The 17,234-nt window shown below is 71.4% G+C and carries 15 protein-coding genes; 3 read left to right on the top strand and 12 right to left on the bottom strand.

Annotation, left to right across the window (positions count from 1 at the left end):
• Positions 1–159: 159 nt before the first annotated feature.
• Complete coding sequence (locus N8J89_RS16940) at positions 160–681, top strand: hypothetical protein (RefSeq protein WP_283665316.1); 522 nt, start codon at positions 160–162, stop codon at positions 679–681.
• A 24-nt stretch (positions 682–705) separates the two neighbouring features.
• Here the strand turns inward: N8J89_RS16940 and N8J89_RS16935 are convergent, their stop codons facing one another.
• The 8 genes from N8J89_RS16935 to N8J89_RS16900 form a co-directional block, all read right to left on the bottom strand.
• Positions 706–1,635, bottom strand: coding sequence for an anti-sigma factor RsbA family regulatory protein (locus N8J89_RS16935; RefSeq protein ID WP_283665315.1), 930 nt, complete (start codon positions 1,633–1,635; stop codon positions 706–708).
• Positions 1,632–2,450 carry an MEDS and STAS domain-containing protein gene (locus N8J89_RS16930; RefSeq protein WP_283665314.1) on the bottom strand — a complete coding sequence of 273 codons (819 nt, stop codon included), beginning with the start codon at positions 2,448–2,450 and terminating at the stop codon, positions 1,632–1,634. Before N8J89_RS16930 ends, N8J89_RS16935 begins: the two co-directional genes overlap by 4 nt.
• A gap of 32 nt (positions 2,451–2,482) precedes the next feature.
• Complete coding sequence (locus N8J89_RS16925; RefSeq protein ID WP_283665313.1) at positions 2,483–4,819, bottom strand: SpoIIE family protein phosphatase; 2,337 nt, start codon at positions 4,817–4,819, stop codon at positions 2,483–2,485.
• A gap of 33 nt (positions 4,820–4,852) precedes the next feature.
• Positions 4,853–9,445, bottom strand: coding sequence for a HAMP domain-containing protein (locus N8J89_RS16920; protein ID WP_283665312.1), 4,593 nt, complete (start codon positions 9,443–9,445; stop codon positions 4,853–4,855).
• A 362-nt stretch (positions 9,446–9,807) separates the two neighbouring features.
• Positions 9,808–10,785, bottom strand: a complete 978-nt coding sequence (locus N8J89_RS16915) for a ferritin-like domain-containing protein (RefSeq protein WP_283665311.1) — start codon at positions 10,783–10,785, stop codon at positions 9,808–9,810.
• Positions 10,786–10,968: 183 nt separating this feature from the next.
• Entirely contained in the window at positions 10,969–11,697 is a 729-nt protein-coding gene (locus N8J89_RS16910; RefSeq protein ID WP_283665310.1) for an anti-sigma factor, read from the bottom strand.
• Positions 11,697–12,239 (bottom strand): sigma-70 family RNA polymerase sigma factor, encoded by a 543-nt coding sequence (locus tag N8J89_RS16905; protein WP_283665309.1) that lies wholly within the window; start codon positions 12,237–12,239, stop codon positions 11,697–11,699. Before N8J89_RS16905 ends, N8J89_RS16910 begins: the two co-directional genes overlap by 1 nt.
• A 147-nt stretch (positions 12,240–12,386) precedes the next feature.
• Positions 12,387–13,040, bottom strand: coding sequence for a fasciclin domain-containing protein (locus N8J89_RS16900; protein WP_283665308.1), 654 nt, complete (start codon positions 13,038–13,040; stop codon positions 12,387–12,389).
• 231 nt (positions 13,041–13,271) lie between these two features.
• Here N8J89_RS16900 and trxA point away from each other — a divergent pair, with 231 nt between their 5' ends.
• The gene (trxA, locus tag N8J89_RS16895) at positions 13,272–13,577 is read left to right on the top strand and encodes a thioredoxin (protein WP_283665307.1); all 306 of its coding nucleotides are present in this window, start codon (positions 13,272–13,274) and stop codon (positions 13,575–13,577) included.
• 18 nt (positions 13,578–13,595) lie between these two features.
• On the opposite strand, the gene kilB is transcribed toward trxA, so the two are convergent.
• The gene (gene kilB, locus N8J89_RS16890; RefSeq protein ID WP_283665306.1) at positions 13,596–14,063 is read right to left on the bottom strand and encodes a plasmid transfer protein KilB; all 468 of its coding nucleotides are present in this window, start codon (positions 14,061–14,063) and stop codon (positions 13,596–13,598) included.
• Between the two features lie 64 nt (positions 14,064–14,127).
• Here kilB and N8J89_RS16885 point away from each other — a divergent pair, with 64 nt between their 5' ends.
• On the top strand, positions 14,128–14,421 hold the full coding sequence (locus tag N8J89_RS16885) for a hypothetical protein (RefSeq protein WP_283665305.1): 294 nt from the start codon (positions 14,128–14,130) through the stop codon (positions 14,419–14,421).
• Positions 14,422–14,479: 58 nt separating this feature from the next.
• On the opposite strand, the gene N8J89_RS16880 is transcribed toward N8J89_RS16885, so the two are convergent.
• From N8J89_RS16880 to N8J89_RS16870, 3 genes are read right to left on the bottom strand one after another with little or no spacing between them, the layout of a single operon-like run.
• On the bottom strand, positions 14,480–14,896 hold the full coding sequence (locus tag N8J89_RS16880) for a Dabb family protein (RefSeq protein WP_283665304.1): 417 nt from the start codon (positions 14,894–14,896) through the stop codon (positions 14,480–14,482).
• Positions 14,893–15,750, bottom strand: a complete 858-nt coding sequence (locus tag N8J89_RS16875) for an NmrA family NAD(P)-binding protein (RefSeq protein ID WP_283665303.1) — start codon at positions 15,748–15,750, stop codon at positions 14,893–14,895. The genes N8J89_RS16880 and N8J89_RS16875 overlap by 4 nt, the downstream gene beginning before the upstream one ends.
• Before the next feature lie 25 nt (positions 15,751–15,775).
• The gene (locus tag N8J89_RS16870; RefSeq protein WP_283665302.1) at positions 15,776–17,194 is read right to left on the bottom strand and encodes an MFS transporter; all 1,419 of its coding nucleotides are present in this window, start codon (positions 17,192–17,194) and stop codon (positions 15,776–15,778) included.
• Between the last annotated feature and the right edge of the window lie 40 nt (positions 17,195–17,234).

Genomic DNA, 17,234 nt, shown 5'->3' with positions numbered 1-17,234 from the left:
TAATCAGCGGGTCCGGGGTTCGGGTCCCTGGCGGAGCACGTCGCCGCTCGCCGTTATTCGCAACGCGAACACAAGATCCGCCCACCGCTCTTGCACTTTGTTCAACTCCGCACCTATGGTCTGACTTGAACAATGTGCAAGTTCACCATGGGGGATGCGATGACAGCGTTGGCAGTGGTGTCGGTCGTGCAGTCGCTGCTGGCTGTGACATTCTGGCTGGTCCCGATCGCGGGCGCGCGCCGGGGAACGGCGGCGCAGCGGGCGGCCGAGGCCGAGGTGGTCCGGCAGGGCTTCCTGGCCTCGGTGCTGGCCGGGCGCGGGATCGACTTCAGTGCGAGCGCGGCCAGCCTGGTGCTCGCGGCCTCGATCGGCTTGGCCTTCGCGGCGCTGGGCGCGCTCAACCTCGCCGGTGCGGACCTGGGCCGGACGCTGAGCTGGGTCGCGCAGCCGGTCATCCTGGTGCTCGGCCTGATCGTCATGCCGGGCGAGATCTGGACGACCCGCTACGTCGAGGCGGGCTTCCGGAAGTCCGGCGATCCGGCGGTGCGCGGTCTGGACGTGGGCTCGATGGTGGAGGCGGCGCGGCGGGCTTACCCCGCCTGGTTGCCCTTGGCGGTCGTCGCCCGCTTCGCGCTGGCCACGGCGGGTTCGGTGCTGGTCATGGTGTTGCTGCTGGTCTGACCAAGGCAGGGACTCGGTCAGACCTCAGCGGCCAGTCAGGCGGAGCAGGACGCGCAGGGTGGTGCCACCGGGGCCGGTGTGCAGGCGGACCAGGTCGGCCAGGTCGTTGATCAGCCACAGGCCGCGGCCGGAGTGCTTGGCCGGGTCCGGTGGCCGTCGGCCGGCCAGCGGGTCGCTCAGGTGGCCGCCGTCGCTGGCCTGGCACACCAGGTGGCCGTCGGCGGGCCACAGGGCCAGGCGGCAGGTGCCGTCGGCGTGCCGCAGGCTGTTGGTGAGCAGTTCGGTGACGATGAGCTCCAGCTCGGGCACCCGCTCGGCGGCCAGGCCCAGCGACCGGGCCCGCTCGGTGGCGAAGCGGCGACCGGCCCGCAGCTGCGCGACCGCGGTCACCACCAGTACCGCGGCGCCCTCGGGTTCGGGCAGCGGCTGGTTGTAGCGGCTGATCACGTCCTCGGGGGCGTAGTCCGCGCACGGGGCGGGCAGACCGGACTCCCACACCGTCGGGTGGGTGGCCCTGGCGTCCTCGAGCACCTCGGCCGTGAGCCGGGAGGTGTCGTAGGGACACAGGATGGTCAGGTCCCGGCCGGTGAAGGCCGCGTTGATCAGCGCCTCGTGCTGGGCGCAGGCCGGGTACTCGGCCTCACTGCGACCGGCCCAGATCGGCTCGCCGATGATCCGGACGTGCTTGCCGGCGTGGCTGTCGGCGAACTCGCTGAGCACCCGGGGGATGATCCGCCCCGGGTTGCGGCCTGCCTCGGACATGTCCAGCAGCCGGACGTCCCTGGCGGCCGCGCCCAGGCCTTCCCGCAACAGGTTCAGCCGCTCGCCTGGCACGGCGGCGGCCACCGGCAGACCGCGGTCCAGGCCCTCGGTGAGGAACGGGACGAGCGTGGCCAGGTACTCCTGGTCGTCCTGGTAGAACACCGCGGGATGGATGAAGGGGTCGGTCCTCATGCCGCGTCCTCGACCTTCAGGTTGGGCAGCTCCAGCAGGGCCGCGACCTGGCGCACGACCGGTTGCGCGGTGCGCAGGACCAGGCGGGCGCCCGTGTCGCCGGCGTGCTGGGTGAGCAGGAGCAGGCTGCGGTGGTCGATGAAGGTCAGCTCCTCGGCGTTGAGGACCAGCTCGTCGGCGCCGCGCTGCAGCGGCACCCGCCGCAGCAGTTCGGCGAGGGTGTCCTCGGTGGTCAGGTCGAGCTCGCCGCTGAGCACGGCGGCGCAGCCGTCCGCGTCGGTGGCGTGCAGGTGGAAGCCGGGCAGCGCGGAGTTGGTGATCGGGTGCACCGCGGCCAGCCGCGTCAGGTGCTGCTCGCTCAGCCGGGTGCGGTCGTAGGCGCACAGGGCGGCGAACGGCTTGTCCACCATGTAGCGGTCGATGAGGTGCTCGTAGCGCAGGAACGCGGTCAGCGCCTCGTCGCCGCGCACCAGTTCGGTGGCCTCGGTGGCCACCCGCAGCCCGCGGAAGCCCTCGGCCAGCGCCAGCTCGGTGGCCTCGGCGCAGGCGCGGACCTGTGCGTGCGGGTCCACGACCAGGCCGGGGTAGCCCTCCCGCACCGGGACCACCTCCACCGCGGGGTCCTCCGGCGGCAGCCCCAGCTCGCGCAGGGTCTCGGTCAGCTCCGCCGTGCTGCCGTTGCCCACCAGGCGCACCCGCTGGCCCAGTGCCAGGCCCTCGGTGAGGAACTCCCCGGCTTGCCGCCGGAACTCCGCGGGCTCGCGGTAGGTCCAGCAGACGTGGTCGTGCGGGCCGAGGCCACGAGGGTGGCGCACGAGCCCGGACCCGCGCCCGGTGGCGCGCTGGTTCACCACAGTCGCACTCCGATCAGGCAGGTGTCGTCGTCGGTGTCGGCGTTGCTGGCCAGCAGCAGGTGGTCCAGCAGCTCGTTCAGGTCGCCGGTGGCCTCTTCGGTGATCCGCTCCAGGTGCCGCAGCGAGTCGTCGAGGTCGTTGTCCTTGCGCTCGATCAGCCCGTCGGTATATAGCAGGATCGTGTCGCCGGAGGCCAGTTGCACCTCGTCCTCGGTGTAGTCGGCCTCGTCGATCGCGCCGAGCAGGATGCCGTCGATCAGCGGCAGCGTGGCCGCCCGTCCGTCGCGGAGCAGCACCGGCGGCAGGTGACCGGCGCGGGCCCAGCGCAGCACGCGCGAGAGCGGGTCGTAGATCCCGCACACCGCGGTGGCGATCACGTGGTCGGTCAGGTGCCGGGTGACCACGTTGAGCCAGGCGAGCAGCTGGGCGGGACCGGCGCCGGTGGCGGCCAGGCCGCGCAGGGCGTTGCGCAGGGCGACCATGCCGGTGGCCGCGGTGATCCCGTGCCCGGCGATGTCACCCACGCACAGCAGGATCTGCTTGTTGGGCAGCACCGCCGCGTCGTACCAGTCACCGCCGACCAGGTGCTCCTCCTCCGCAGGCCGGTAGCGCACGGCCACCTGGAGGTCGAAGGCGTCCAGCGGCGCCTGCGCCGGTGGCATGATCGCGTGCTGGAGCTGCAGCGCCAGCCGGTTGCGCTCGGCGGCCTGCAACCTGCTGTGCGCCAGCTCGTCACGGGTGGCGGCCAGGGCCACCTCGGTCCAGTGCTGGGCGGAGACGTCCTGGTAGGCCCCGCGCACCGCGAGCAGGCGGCCGGACTCATCCGGCACCGGTTCGGCGACCACCCGGATGTGCCTGGTCACCCCGTCCGGCCGGCGCAGCCGGAAGGCCACCTCGGCCGGGCGCTGGTGGTGCAGCAGGGTGCGCAGGAACCGGCCGAGGGCGACCGCGTCGTCGGGGTGGGCGTGCGCCGGGAGTTGTTGCAGGCCAACCGGTTCGTCCGTGGGGGCCAGGCCGTGCAGCTCGAACAGCTGCTCGTTCCAGGTGATCCGGCCGGTCGTGGTGTGCTCCTCGAAACCGCCGATGCGGCCCAGCCGCTGGGCGTGCTGCAGCACCGCGGCCAACCGGCTGTGCCGGTCCTCGAACCGCCACACCATCAGCACGCACCCGCCGAGCCTGCTGATGCTGACATCGACCAGCACCGGCAGCGCCACCTGGTCGACGAGCGTGGTCAGCACCATCCGCTCGGCCCGGAAGGACTCGCCGGTGGCGTGCACCCTGGCCACCTTGTCGAACAGGCCGCTCTGGCCGACGGAGGTCGGGTAGGCCTCCAGCAGCAGCGCGCCCTCCACCGCGCTGCGCGGGCGACCGCGCAGGTCGGTGAAGCGCCGGTTGAGGTGGTGCAGGCGGAAGTCGGCGAGGCGGCCCTCGGCGTCCAGGTGCGGCAGCAGCACCATGGCCGCGTCAGGCAGTCCGTCGGCCACCTCGACCAGCTCGGCCAGCGCCTGCTCGCCGCCGGCACGGGGCCCGGGCGCGGGCTGGGTCTCCAGGGTGCGCGCGCACAGCTCGGCCAGCGCCTCCACCTGCCGCAGGATCGCCCTGGGCTGCGGTTCCAGGGGCCGGGGCCAGCAGATCTCCAGCACCCCGAGGATGCGGCCGCCGGCGTCGGCAGGCACCACGGCCCGCCCGCCCTCGGCCAGTTCCCGTTGGCCCACCGACGGAATCCCCGCACCGGCCAGCGACGGCAGCCACAGCGAGCGGCGCTCGGCCAGCGCGCGGCGGGCCGCGGTGAGCACGCTGGGCGGCACGTAGCGCCAGCGTTCGGCCTCCCCCGCGGCGAACCCGGCCGCCCCGGCCAGGGTGAGCGAGCCGTCGATGCCCGCGGCCCACACCGCGACCGCGGTCGCACCCAGCGGGGTCAGCGCGTGCGCCAGCAGCGACTCGGCCACCGCCTGGGTGTCCTGCCCCGCGGAGGCTCCGCTCTCCGCGGTGCGCAGCGCGACCGCGACCGAGTGCGGCGAGCGGGTCTGCCCGGACTCGTCCAGCAGTTCGGCGGTGACCAGCGCGACCTCGTCCTGGGCGGCCTGGTTGACCACGTCGGCGGCCAGCTCCAGCCGGGACAGCCCGGCCTCCTCGGCCAGTCTGCTCAGCTGGCGACCGGCCTCGGCCGGGCCGCAGCGCAGCCGTTCCACCAGCACGCCCTTGGCCAGCTCGAGCAGGGCCCGGCCGTCGGCGGTGGCCTGGGCCTGCCGGACCTCGCGGCGGAGCCGGTCGACCGTGGCGGCCAGCCGGCCGGTGCCATCGGCGGCCGCCCGCGACGGGTGGGACATGGGTGGCTCCTCGGTTCCTGCCACGCCGGCCGGTCAGTTCCGCGCCGTGGCGTCGGCGCCGAGCCAGTGCTGGATGCAGGCGATCAGGTCGTCGGCGTCCACCGGTTTGGTGACGTAGGCGCTGGCGCCGGAGGCCAGGCTCTTCTCCCGGTCCCCCGGCATCGCCTTGGCGGTCACCGCGATCACCGGCAGCGCGGCGTGCTCGGGCATCGCCCTGATCGCGGTGGTGGCGGCGTAGCCGTCCATCTCCGGCATCATCACGTCCATCAGGATCAGGTCGATCCCGGGGTGCTCGCGCAGCGCCTCGATGCCCTTGCGGCCGTTCTCGGCGTGCAGCACCCGCATCCCGTGCAGTTCCAGGATCCCGGTGAGGGCGTAGACGTTGCGCGCGTCGTCATCGACCACCAGCACGGTCCGCCCGGCCAGGCTGTCGTCCGAGCGCGGCGCGGACGGGGTCCCGGTGCTCTCCTCCGGCCGGACCAGGGGCAGCACCGAGCCGGGCTCCTCCACCGACAGGTGCAGCGCGATCCGCTCGCGCAGCTCGTCCAGGCTGGAGAGCAGCTCCAGCGGCTGCTGCCCGGTGCGCTCCTGCAACTGCCGCTCCTGCTCGGGAGCCAGCCGCCTGCTGTTGTGCGCCAGCACCGGGACCCCGCGCAGCGCCGGGTCGCGGTCCATCGCGGCCAGCAGCCGCAACGCGGCCCCGTCGGCCATGTCCAGCTCCAGCACCACGCAGTGGCAGGGTTCGGCGGCCAGCTCGGCCGCGGCTTCCTGGGCGCCGGCCGCGGTGACCACCTCGACGTGCCCGAGCAGGTCGCCGAGGTCCCGGTTGTGCGTCAGGTCGGCCACCGCGCTCTCGGCCACCAGGGACAGCAGGCCGCGCGGCCGTTCCTCGATGACCAGCAGCCGCCGCGGCCGTACCGGCGACTCGGCCGTCTCGGCCTGCGCCCGGCCCCGGGCACCGCTCGGCGGCTCCACCCCGGCGGGTGCCGGCCGGTGGGTGTTCGCCGCGAAGTCGGGCCGGGCCGCCGGCAGGTAGAGGGTGAAGGTGCTGCCCTGGTCCAGCGCGCTCTCGGCCACGATCACCCCGCCGAGCAGGTAGGCGATCTCGCGGCTGATGGACAGGCCCAGCCCGGTGCCGCCGTAGCGGCGGCTGGTGGTGCCGTCAGCCTGCTGGAACGCACCGAAGATCGACTCCAGTTGTTCGGGGGCGATGCCGATGCCGGTGTCGATGACCCGGAAGGCCAGCGCCGGGCCGTGCGCGCGCACCGAGGCCGGCACCTCCGCCGCCGGCGCCGGTTCGATGCGCAGCTCCACGCTGCCGGCCTCGGTGAACTTCACCGCGTTGGACAGCAGGTTGCGCAGCACCTGGCGCAGCCGGGAGTCGTCGGTGAGCAGCTCATCCGGCACGCCGGGTGCGGTGGTGATGTGGAAGCCGAGGCTGTTCTGGGTGGTCATCGGCCGGAAGGTGGCCTCGACGTAGTCCAGCAGCCGGTGCAGCGGCACCCGCTCGGGGTTGATGTCCATCTTGCCCGCCTCGACCTTGGACAGGTCCAGGATGTCGTTGATCAGCTGCAGCAGGTCCGAGCCCGCGGAGTGGATGATCCCGGCGAACTCGACCTGCTTGGGGGTGAGGTTGCGGGTGGGGTTCTGCGCGAGCAGCTGGGCCAGGATCAGCAGGCTGTTCAGCGGGGTGCGCAGCTCGTGGCTCATGTTGGCCAGGAACTCCGACTTGTACTTCGAGGCCAGCGACAGCTGCTGGGCCCGCGCCTCCAGCTCCTGCCTGGCCTGTTCGATCTCGGTGTTCTTGGTCTCGATGTCGCGGTTCTGGGTGGCCAGCAGCGCGGCCTTCTCCTCCAGCTCGGCGTTGGAGACCTGGAGCTCCTCCTGCCGCACCTGGAGCTCGCCGGAGCGGGACTGGAGCTCCTCGGTCAGCCGCTGGGACTCGGCGAGGAGCTCGTCGGTGCGCGCGTTGGCCACGATGGTGTTGACGTTGACGCCGATGACGTCCATCAGCTGTTGCAGGAACGCCCGGTGCACCGGGGTGAAGCTGTGCGTGGAGGCCAGCTCGATCACCCCGAGCACCTGGTCCTCCACCAGGATCGGCAACACCAGCAACGCGGTCGGCGTGGCCCGGCCCAGTCCGGAGGAGATGGTGATGTAACCCTCCGGCACCTCCTCCACCGCGATCTCCCGGCGACTGCGCGCGGCCTGCCCGACCAGCGACTGGCCGAGCCGGAACCGCTGGGGCGCTCCTGCGGTGAGGTCGTCGGGGTGGCCGTAGGAGCCGATCAGCCGCAGTTCGGCGCCGTCGGTGGCCTCGTCGGTGAGGTAGAAGGCGCCGTACTGGGCGGAGACCAGCGGCACCAGTTCGTCCATCACCAGCTCGGCGACCACGGCCAGGTCCCGGTGGCCCTGCATGAGGCCGGAGATGCGCGCCAGGTTCGACTTCAGCCAGTCCTGCTCCTGGTTGGCCAGGGTGGTCTCGCGCAGGGACTGCACCATCGTGTTGATGTTGTCCTTGAGCTCGGAGACCTCACCGGAGGCGTCCACGGTGATCGAGCGGGTCAGGTCGCCCTCGGCCACCGCGCGGGCCACCTCGCCGATCGCGCGCACCTGCCGGGTCAGGTTCCCGGCGAGCTCGTTGACGTTCTCGGTGAGCCGCTTCCAGGTGCCGGAGACGCCCTCCACCTCGGCCTGCCCGCCCAGGCGGCCCTCGCTGCCGACCTCGCGGGCCACCCTGGTGACCTCGGCGGCGAAGGCGGAGAGCTGGTCGACCATGGTGTTGATGGTGGTCTTGAGCTCCAGGATCTCGCCGCGGGCGTCCACGTCGATCTTGCGGGTGAGGTCGCCCTGGGCGACCGCGGTGGTCACCTGGGCGATGTTGCGCACCTGGCCGGTGAGGTTGTTGGCCATGGAGTTGACGTTGTCGGTCAGGTCCTTCCAGGTGCCTGCCACGTTGGCCACCCTGGCCTGCCCGCCCAGGATGCCCTCGGTGCCGACCTCGCGGGCCACACGAGTGACCTCGTCGGCGAAGGCCGACAGCGTGTCGACCATGGTGTTGATCACCCCGGCCAGCGCGGCCACCTCGCCCTTGGCCTCCACCATGATCTTCTGCGAGAGGTCGCCGCGGGCCACCGCGGTGGCCACCTGGGCGATCGAGCGGACCTGGCCGGTCAGGTTGGAGGCCATCACGTTGACGTTGTCGGTGAGGTCCTTCCAGGTGCCGGAGACCCCGCGCACGGTGGCCTGCCCGCCCAGGTTGCCCTCGGTGCCCACCTCGCGGGCCACCCTGGTCACCTCGTCGGCGAACGCGGAGAGCTGGTCCACCATCGTGTTGATGGTCTCCTTGAGCTCCAGGATCTCCCCGCGCGCGTCCACCCGGATCTTCTGGCTCAGGTCGCCCTTGGCCACCGCGGTGGTGACCTCGGCGATGGAGCGGACCTGCGCGGTGAGGTTGTCGGCCATGAAGTTCACCGAGTCGGTGAGGTCCCGCCAGGTGCCCGAGACCCCCTTCACATCGGCCTGCCCGCCCAGGCGGCCGTCGGTGCCCACCTCCCGGGCCACCCTGGTCACCTCGTCGGCGAACGCGGAGAGCTGGTCCACCATCGTGTTGATGGTGTTCTTCAGCTCCAGGATCTCCCCACGCGCGGTCACCGTGATCTTCTGCGACAGGTCGCCACGGGCCACCGCGGTGGCCACCTGGGCGATCGAGCGGACCTGCGCGGTCAGGTTGCCCGCCATGAAGTTCACCGAGTCGGTCAAGTCCCGCCAGGTGCCCGAGACCCCCTTCACATCGGCCTGACCACCCAGAATGCCCTCGGTGCCGACCTCGCGGGCCATGCGGGTGACCTCGTCGGCGAAGGCGGAGAGCTGGTCGACCATCGTGTTGATGGTGTTCTTCAGCTCCAGGATCTCGCCACGCGCGGTCACCGTGATCTTCTGCGAGAGGTCGCCGCGGGCCACCGCGGTGGTCACCTGGGCGATGTTGCGCACCTGGTCGGTGAGGTTGCCTGCCATGAAGTTCACCGAGTCGGTCAGGTCCCGCCACACCCCGCCCACGCCGGGCACCTGCGCCTGACCGCCGAGCTGCCCCTCGCTGCCGACCTCCCGCGCCACCCTGGTCACCTCGTCGGCGAAGGAGGACAGCTGGTCGACCATGGTGTTGACGGTGTCCTTGAGCTCCAGGATCTCCCCGCGCGCGTCCACGTCGATCTTCTGCGACAGGTCCCCGCGCGCCACCGCGGTGGCCACCTGGGCGATGTCGCGGACCTGGGTGGTCAGGTTCCCGGCCATCGCGTTCACCGAGTCGGTGAGGTCCTTCCAGGTCCCGAACACCCCCGGCACCTCGGCCTGCCCGCCAAGCCGCCCGTCCGTGCCGACCTCCCTGGCCACCCTGGTGACCTCGGAGGTGAACAGCGAGAGCTGGTCGACCATGCCGTTGAAGACGGTGGCGATCTCGCCGAGCAGACCGTTGGCCTCATCCGGTAGCCGGGTGCCGAAGTCGCCGTCGCGCACCGCGGTGAGCCCGGCCAGCAACTGCCGGAGCTCGGGCTCCCCGACCTTGCCGACCTGCCCGGCGGACTTGCCGCGTGCCGCCGAGCGGGCCTCAGCCGTCGTGTCTGCCATGGGCACATTCAAGTACGGATACTTGTCTCGCGGCAAACTTCTGCCCGCACGGCCGTCTCGCGTCCCCTGCTCGGGTGACCCGCCGGTGACGGACAGCGGCCAATGGCAGCTCCGCGAGCCCCCACGACGCTCGCCGTGCACAGCCTGCGTCTGGCCGGAGCAGGACATGAACGAGCCCCAGGGGCAACGCAGCGCACCCCGGGGCTCGTTCATGCGGTGCATCCGGTGCTGGCAGCCGATGCGTGCACGCCGTCCTGCCTGGCACTGGTCACCTTGCCTGACCAGCCAGCCGCCCAGGCAAGGTGCCCAACGCGCCGGGGCGCCGGGTCGTACCCGGCGGGGTGCCCGGAAGCCCGCTGCGGTCAGGCGTTGCCGGCGCTGGTGTTGACCTCGCCGTTGACACCCTTGGGGAAGAAGCCGCCGGAGGTGGCAGCCTTGGGGGTCAGGTAGACGATGTTGAGCACCTGGCCCGGGGATCGGCTGTAGGTGATGCCGTTGGCGTCGGTGGGCACGATGTTGGCCCGGCCCTGGCCGTCGATGACACCCTGGTCCAGGTCGGTGGTGCCGTCGAGGCTGTCGCGGGCGTTGGAGAGCTTGACACTGGCCTCCCGCAGGTTGCGGCCGAGCAGTCCGAGACCGAGGAGTCCGCCCTCGTGCTGGTAGAGGGCGCTGCGGATGTTGGCGGCGTGGTAGGCCTCAGCGGCGAGGATGCCCGCCGCGGCCTCCAGATAGGTCTTGTTGCTGATCAGCGGTGCCGCGCCCTTGTAGGCGGTGACGCCGACGTCCTCGAACAGGTAGGCCGCGAGCAGGAAGTTCTCCTCGCAAGCGAAGGCGTCGAAGTGCTGGCCGCGCTTGACCAGACCGGCGGCCTGGGCAGCGGCGGTGAAGCTGTTCTGCAGGTCGATCGCGGGCCTGCTGACCCTGGCGGAGCCGAGTGCGGTGCGCAGGAAGGCCACGTGCGCCTTCTCATCGGCGGCGATCTCCTGGGCGTACTGCTTGGCGGTCCTGGACTTGAACCGCACCGCGCGGCCGCCGGTGACACCGCCGAGGGTGCCGGCGCCGGTGGTCAGCGAGTCCGGAAGGCCGCGGCCGGTGGTGGCGTAGAGGTAGAACTCGGCTTCGAGGTATTCGAGGTTGAGGGCGAAGTTCAGCACGGCACTGTCACTGACCGCCGCGGCGCCGGCCGGTGCGGCGGCCGCAGTCGGGGCGAGCCCGCCGAGGGTGCTCGCCCCGACGACGCCGAGCCCGGCGACACCCGCGGCTTGCAGGAACCTCCGGCGATCCGGTGCGTTCTCCGCACTCCGGTTGATCATTGAAGCGGCGAAAAGCTTGCCAAACACGTGCGATCTCCTTCCCGCCCGGCGCGAACGTGCGGCCCCGGGCGTGGCCCCGTCGCCGGGGCCGAAGCGGCTGGCGCGCGGGGGTGATCCGTCGTGGACCTGAGGTATTCGTCGCGGCTGGGGCGGCGGTTCGCGGAACCACACGTTCGGGCTAACCAGACCGTTTCATCTGGTGTTCGCCACTCAGGCAGGCGGTAGCGCGGTGGTGATCACGGGCAGCGAGGTGGGCTGCCTGGACCCTCCAGTGGGTTCGACGGTCAAGCCGATCCGGTCCCCGGGGGCCACGCCGTGTGCGACCAGGGGCGCGGTGGCGGACAGCAGACCGGCCGACCGGGCGCCATTCGGACCGATGACCCAAGCCTGGTAGACGTGCTCCGCCGGCGGAGCGGGCATGCCCCTGGCGATCAGAACCGCAGCCGCGTGGCTCGGAGCGTGCACAACCGACAGCGTGCCGCCACCAGGACCCGGTGCGCTCAACACGCGGGCGTCGGCGGAGGCGAGCAGCGCCCCCGCTCCGACGCCACCACTCAGGGCAACGCCCTGGCGGTCGAGTTGGTCGCTGGGCGCGGTGCTGTGCAAGCCGAGCACCATCATCCCGGCCACGGCCGCGGCAGCGGCCACGAGCAGGGCACGCCGGCCTCGCCGGTTCGCCCCGGGACGGGGAGAGCTGGCCAGCGGCGGGTTCTGCGGAGTGCACTCCACGGTGGCCAGCACCCGCTCGCGCAGCGCCGGCGGCGGGGCTTCGGCCACGAAGTTGGCCAGCCAGGCGCTGGTCTCGGTGAACTCGGTGACCTCCAGCGCGCAGGTGGGGCAGAGGTGGAGGTGCTGCTCGAACTGTTCGCGTTCGGCCGGGGAGAGCGCGTTGAGCACGTAGGCGCCGGTGAGGGCGTGCACATCGGCTGGTGTGTTCATCAGGTCACTCCCAGGCAGTCGCGGAGCCGGATCATGGCGTCCCGCAGGCGCGTGCGAACCGTGGACGCGGGCAGGTCCAGCAGCGCCGCGATCTGACGGCAGTCCCGCCCTTGGTAGTAGGCCAGGACCAGGCAGTCGCGCTGTTCTTGGGTGAGGGTGGCCAGGTGACGGTGGAACTGGTGCCGGTGCGGGCTCGCTCCGGCGGGCTCGGGCTGGTCCGGCTCCGGTACCGCGGCGGCACGCGGAGCAGGCACCGGGCCAGCGGTTCGGATGCTGCGCACGGCGGCTCCGTGCGCGCGGGCCACGATCCAGGCCAGCGCGCTCTCCCGCGCCGGGTCGAAGGCAGTTGCCTCGCGCCAGGCTTGCACAAGCACCGACTCCGCGACCTCCGCGGACCGGGCCTGGTCTCGCACGACCTGCCGGATGGTCCCCCAGACCGGCCCGATCACCGTGTCGTAGAAGCGCGCGAACGCCTCCCGATCCCCACGCGCGGCCAGCACCAGCAACTCATCGGGCTGGTCCGGAACCCGTGATTGGGACACGGAGTTCTCGGGCTGGACACGGCGGAGTCGGGCGAAATCCGGCACGGCGACTGGCCCCCTCACGGACCAACGGTCATCCACTGTGGACTGCAAGAACAACCCGCAGGCCACCGGGAGTCCACTGTGGACTCCGGCGGCCGGGCGGGGTCACTTGGGCATGAGCACCGAGTCGATCAGGTACACCGTCGCGTTCGCGGTGTGCACGCCACCACAGATCACGTTGGCGTCATTGACCTTCAGCGCATTCCCCGAGCCGGTCACCTTGACCATGCCCTTCTGCACGGTGGCCTGCTCGCCGACGATCTTGTCCGGCGCGATCTGGCCCGGCACCACGTGATAGGTCAGGATCTTGGACAGCAGCGCGTCATCGGTCTTGAGCTTCTCAATGGTCGCCGCGTCGATCTTGGCGAACGCGGAGTCCACCGGAGCGAAAACGGTGAACTCGCTGCCGTTGAGCGTGGAGACCAGGTTCACCTTCGGGTTCAGCTTGCCCGACACCGCGCTGACCAGGGTCTTGAGCAGCGGGTTGTTGCTCGCGGCCACCGCCACCGGGTCCGCCGACATGCCCGTCACCGAACCCGGCCCGCTGGGCACCTGCTTGGCGTAATCGGCACAACCCGAACCGACCAGGTCACGGGCCGGGTCGGCCATCGCGCTGGAAGTCGGGGCCGCCGAGCTGCTCGGGGCGGCCGAGGGAGTGCTGGAGTTGGCGGGCGTGTCACCGGAACCACAGGCCCCGGCGAGCAGGGCGAGGGAGGCGACACCGGCGGCGGCGATGGTACGGCGAGTGGTGGTGTTCATGTCTGGACTCTCTTCCGGTCTGTCGGACGAACACTCCGCATTCGCCGCCCGAACCTGGCCGGATCACCCCATCAACCCGTCGTTATCCACCCGTTACAACCGAAGAAGTGCCGAACCGTTCGTGCCCGGCGTGCGAACACAGGTCATCGCGTCCTCGTCGGCGCGGGCGTGCAGGCCTACCTCCTTCACCTTCGGCTGAGACAGAACAGGACACCCGTGAACATCGCTTCTGTGACCACAAAGGACTTCGGCACCACGGTGCTGGACAGCAGCCAGCCGGTGCTGGTCGACTTCTGGGCCCCCTGGTGCGGCCCGTGCAAGGCGCTGGCCCCGGTCGTGGCCGAGATCGCCGGGGAGCACGCCGACCGGCTCACCGTCGTCAAGGTCGACATCGACGCCGAGCCCGAAATCGCGGTGCGGTACCAGATCATGTCCATCCCCACGCTCTCGCTGTTCGTCAACGGAGAGCTGGCCACCACCCTGCCCGGCGCCAAGACGAAGGCGGCAATCCTCGACGGCCTGGCGCCCTGGCTGTGACCTGCTAGCACCACCGGCCTATCTGACTTGCTTGCCCGCGAGCTGGATGAACGCGGCAAGCACCTCCTCACTCCGCTCCTCGAGCACCGCCAACTCGCCGCGGTTCGCTGCGTCGGCCAGCACGTCGACCGGCTTGAACACCGCGTCCGCGAGTTGCAACAACTCCGGGTCGTCGGTGAGCAACTGAACGCGGAAGCGGGCATGGCGGGCGGCGGCGCCACGCTGGTCCGCTTCCGTGTAGGCAGCTCGCACTTCTGGGTCAGCTGGCTCGCCACGCTTGAGGAACCACAGCGAGATCAGGGCTTGCCGAAGTTCGGTCACCGCCCCGACAAAGGTCGCATAGGCGGCGATCCGGTCCTGACGAAGTCGTTCCTCCCGCGCGACCCACTCGGCCCGTCGTGCGGCGAGCCGCCCGAAGAGGTAGGTGAGACTTGCTCCCGCCAGAGTTCCGCCTACTGCGATCAAGCTGGTGAGCACGCTGTTCATGGCCGGCAGTCTGGCAGCCCTCCGGAATCGTCCCGTGTCCCGCTTGATGTGGGAGAGTTGACGCATGGGGCGGCGCGAGATGGACGACGAGCAGCGCGAGCGGATGCGCGACCTCAAGCAGTTGACCTGGCGGGGAGTGCTGACCGGTGGCGCGCTCCTGGTCTTCGCGATCGTCGTGGGGATGTTCCTGCGCGAGAACTGGACGACGTTTCTGGTCACGGGCTCGCTGAGCCTCGTGATGACCATCGTCGTGTTCGTCTCGCAGTGGCGCTACATCCGGCGCGGACCGTTCCCCCGGCTGCCCGCGAGCATGCGTGAGGGCACCACCTCCTCGTCCGACTCGTCCGCGACGGGGTAGCCAGGCCGACGACTCCGGGGCTGGGAGCACGCCCGCCGTTGGTTGATCGCCGTGGTGCTCAGTGTCCGTGCCTGCCCGGTGCGGCGCTGCCGGTGTACTCGTCGAGGCCGGCGACCAGTTCGGCCACCTCCGGCACGTTCTCGAACCTGAGCCGGTGGACCTCGGCGATCTTCGCGCCGATCTCCGGATCCGGGTCGTCGGTGATGTCGTAGGACATGAACTTCTCGACCAGCGGCAACCCGGCTCGGTCCATGGCAAGGTGCGCCGGGTGGTTCATGTACTCGTGGTAGCCCGCGATGTCCTCGATCACGGTGACCGCGCCGTACTCGAACTCCCCGCCGAAGTCGGGGCCGACGACGCGCGCCTTGATCGACGGGATGGCGTCGATGTGCGCGCCCATTTGCGCGAGACCGGCCACCCTGTCCTCAGCCGAGACATCGGGCTTGAGGGTGAACCGAACGCAGTGGTAGATCATCGAACCTCCTGCGGCGTGAACTGGGCGGCGTGGTCGCGGGCGAACTCGGTGAGGTCACGCGCCGGATGTCCGGTGAGGTCGGCGACGGAGGTGTGCACCTCGGCGGCCTCGCCTCGGGCGTAGTGGGCGTAGTCCTCGACGAGGCCGTCGAGCTGCCATGGCGGGAGCAGGCCGGTCAGCGCGGCGGTGAACTCCTCGGCCGATGCGTCGCGGAAGGTGACCTCCCGCCCGATCGCGGCGGCGAGCGCCTCGGCGATCTCGTGGTGGGTCACGGCGCGGGGTCCGGTCAGCGTGTAGGTGTGGCCGGTGTGGCCGGTGCCGGTCAGCACGGCGGCGGCGGCCGCCGCGATGTCCCTGGTGTCGATGGCACTGACGGCGGCATCCCCGATGGGCGCGGCGAACCAGCCCTGCGCGATGGGGCCGGCGAAGGCGAGCAGCGCCTGCAGGTAGAGGTTGGGGCGCAGCACGGTGTGGTCGAGCCCGAGCGTCCGCAGGTGGGCCTCGACTTCGGCGTGCCAGCGCAGGAACCGCACCGGCGAGTCGGCGCGTGCCGCGTACTGGGAGAGCAGCACGAGCCGGTGCACGCCGGCGTCGCGGGCGAGGTCGGCGAACTGGATCTGGAGCGCGGCGGCGTCCTCCGCCGAGGGGCTGTTGAGGAAGGCCGCGTCGACGCCCTTCAGCGCGGCGGCGACCGATCCCGGATCCCGCAGGTCGGCGACGACGGTCTCGGCGCCGGGGACGACGCGGCCGGGGTCACGGGTCATCGCGCGGACGGTGACTCCGCGGGCACGCAGAGCGGGGATCAGCGCGGAGCCGACGGTGCCGGTCGCGGCGGTCACGAGCACGGTGTTCATCGTGGTGTCCCTTCGATGGCGGAGGTCAGTGCGTGCCGACGGCGGCCGGGGCCTGCCGTTTCCGGGTAGCGGAGAACAACGACAGGGTGAGGGCGATGGCGACGAGCGCGGCCTCACCGAGGAACGCGGTCGTGAACGAGATGTCCCCGTGCTTTCCCGCGGCGCCGATGGCGATCCCGGCCAGCGCGGCGAGCCCGACCGCGCCGCCCAGCTGCTGCGCGGCGTTGACCAGCCCGCTGAGCAGGCCCGACTCACCGTCCCCGCTGTCGCGTACCCCCATCGCCGTGGCGTTGACCAGGCCGAGCCCCAGTCCGGTGCCGATCAGCACGAACGCGCCCAGCAGACTCACCGAGAAACCGCTGGTCGTCGGATCCACCGCCAGCCACAGGAAGCCGGTGAGCAGCACGGCCAAGCCAACCGGCAGCGCGTGGGGCAGCCCGATGCGCTTGGCCAGCAGTGGCGCGAGGACGCTGCCGACGATGATCATGAGGGCGATCGGGATCTGCGTCATCCCCGCCGACAGCGGACTCATCCCGAGCACGTCCTGCTGGTACTGCGGCAGGAAGAAGAACAGGCTGGTCAGCGTGCCGCCCACGAGCAACATGACCGCGTTCGCGGTGATCACCGGCCGGCGGCGGAAGACGCCGAGCGGGACCAGCGGGTGCGTGGCGCGCTGCTCCACGAACACGAACGCCACCAGGGACACCACGCCGACCGCGAGGCCGACACCAGTGCTGGGCGCGCCGAACCCGGCGTCGGAGGCCGAGACCATGCCCAGCGCGAGACCGGAGATCCCGATGGTGATGGCGCCGGCGCCGAGCGCGTCGAACCGGCCGGGCCTGCCGGGGACCGCGGGCGCCGAGCGCCACACGATGATCGCTCCGATGACACCGAAGGGCACCGGGGCGAGGAACACCGACTGCCAGCCCAGCAGCTGGGTCAGCGTGCCACCGAGAAGGACGCCGAGCAGGCTGCCGGCACCGGCGACCGCGCCCCAGACGCCCATCGCACGAGTGCGTTCCGCAGGAGAGGAGTAGAGGGCGAGCACGAGGGAGAGCGCGGCAGGCATCACGGCCGCAGCCCCGACACCCTGTCCGATCCGGCCCGCGACCAACATCCCGCCAGTGGTGGCCAGCGCGCAGAACGCCGTCGCCGCGAGGTAGACGGCCATTCCGGCCAGGAACACCTTCCGGCCGCCGAGCACGTCGGCGAGGCGGCCCCCGAGCAGCAGCAGACCGGCGAAGGTCACCAGGTAGCTGTCCACGACGATGGTGAGCTCGGCGGCGGTGAGCCCGAGGCCCTCGCGGATCGTTCGCCCGGCGAGGTTCACCATGGCGGCGTCGAGAATGACCAGGAACATGGCGCTGGCCAGGCCGGTCATCGCTATCCCGCGCGGTATCCGCTGGCCGGCCGGCCCGGTCGTGACTGCGGTTTTGTCGATCATCGTTTCGTCCTTCGCGGGGGGCTTCTGGCCGGTGTTCCGG

Origin of the sequence: Crossiella sp. CA-258035, assembly GCF_030064675.1 — a bacterium.
Classification (GTDB): domain Bacteria; phylum Actinomycetota; class Actinomycetes; order Mycobacteriales; family Pseudonocardiaceae; genus Crossiella.
This window is presented reverse-complemented; position numbering and strand designations above follow the sequence as displayed.

What these genes read in the sequence shown, in the direction of transcription:
- N8J89_RS16940 (WP_283665316.1), top strand. Translation starts at nt 160, where the DNA reads ATGACAGCGTTGGCAGTGGTGTCGGTCGTGCAGTCGCTGCTGGCTGTG.
- N8J89_RS16935 (WP_283665315.1), bottom strand. Translation starts at nt 1,635, where the DNA reads ATGAGGACCGACCCCTTCATCCATCCCGCGGTGTTCTACCAGGACGAC.
- N8J89_RS16925 (WP_283665313.1), bottom strand. Translation starts at nt 4,819, where the DNA reads ATGTCCCACCCGTCGCGGGCGGCCGCCGATGGCACCGGCCGGCTGGCC.
- N8J89_RS16920 (WP_283665312.1), bottom strand. Translation starts at nt 9,445, where the DNA reads ATGGCAGACACGACGGCTGAGGCCCGCTCGGCGGCACGCGGCAAGTCC.
- N8J89_RS16910 (WP_283665310.1), bottom strand. Translation starts at nt 11,697, where the DNA reads ATGAACACACCAGCCGATGTGCACGCCCTCACCGGCGCCTACGTGCTC.
- N8J89_RS16900 (WP_283665308.1), bottom strand. Translation starts at nt 13,040, where the DNA reads ATGAACACCACCACTCGCCGTACCATCGCCGCCGCCGGTGTCGCCTCC.
- kilB (WP_283665306.1), bottom strand. Translation starts at nt 14,063, where the DNA reads ATGAACAGCGTGCTCACCAGCTTGATCGCAGTAGGCGGAACTCTGGCG.
- N8J89_RS16885 (WP_283665305.1), top strand. Translation starts at nt 14,128, where the DNA reads ATGGGGCGGCGCGAGATGGACGACGAGCAGCGCGAGCGGATGCGCGAC.
- N8J89_RS16880 (WP_283665304.1), bottom strand. Translation starts at nt 14,896, where the DNA reads ATGATCTACCACTGCGTTCGGTTCACCCTCAAGCCCGATGTCTCGGCT.
- N8J89_RS16875 (WP_283665303.1), bottom strand. Translation starts at nt 15,750, where the DNA reads ATGAACACCGTGCTCGTGACCGCCGCGACCGGCACCGTCGGCTCCGCG.
- N8J89_RS16870 (WP_283665302.1), bottom strand. Translation starts at nt 17,194, where the DNA reads ATGATCGACAAAACCGCAGTCACGACCGGGCCGGCCGGCCAGCGGATA.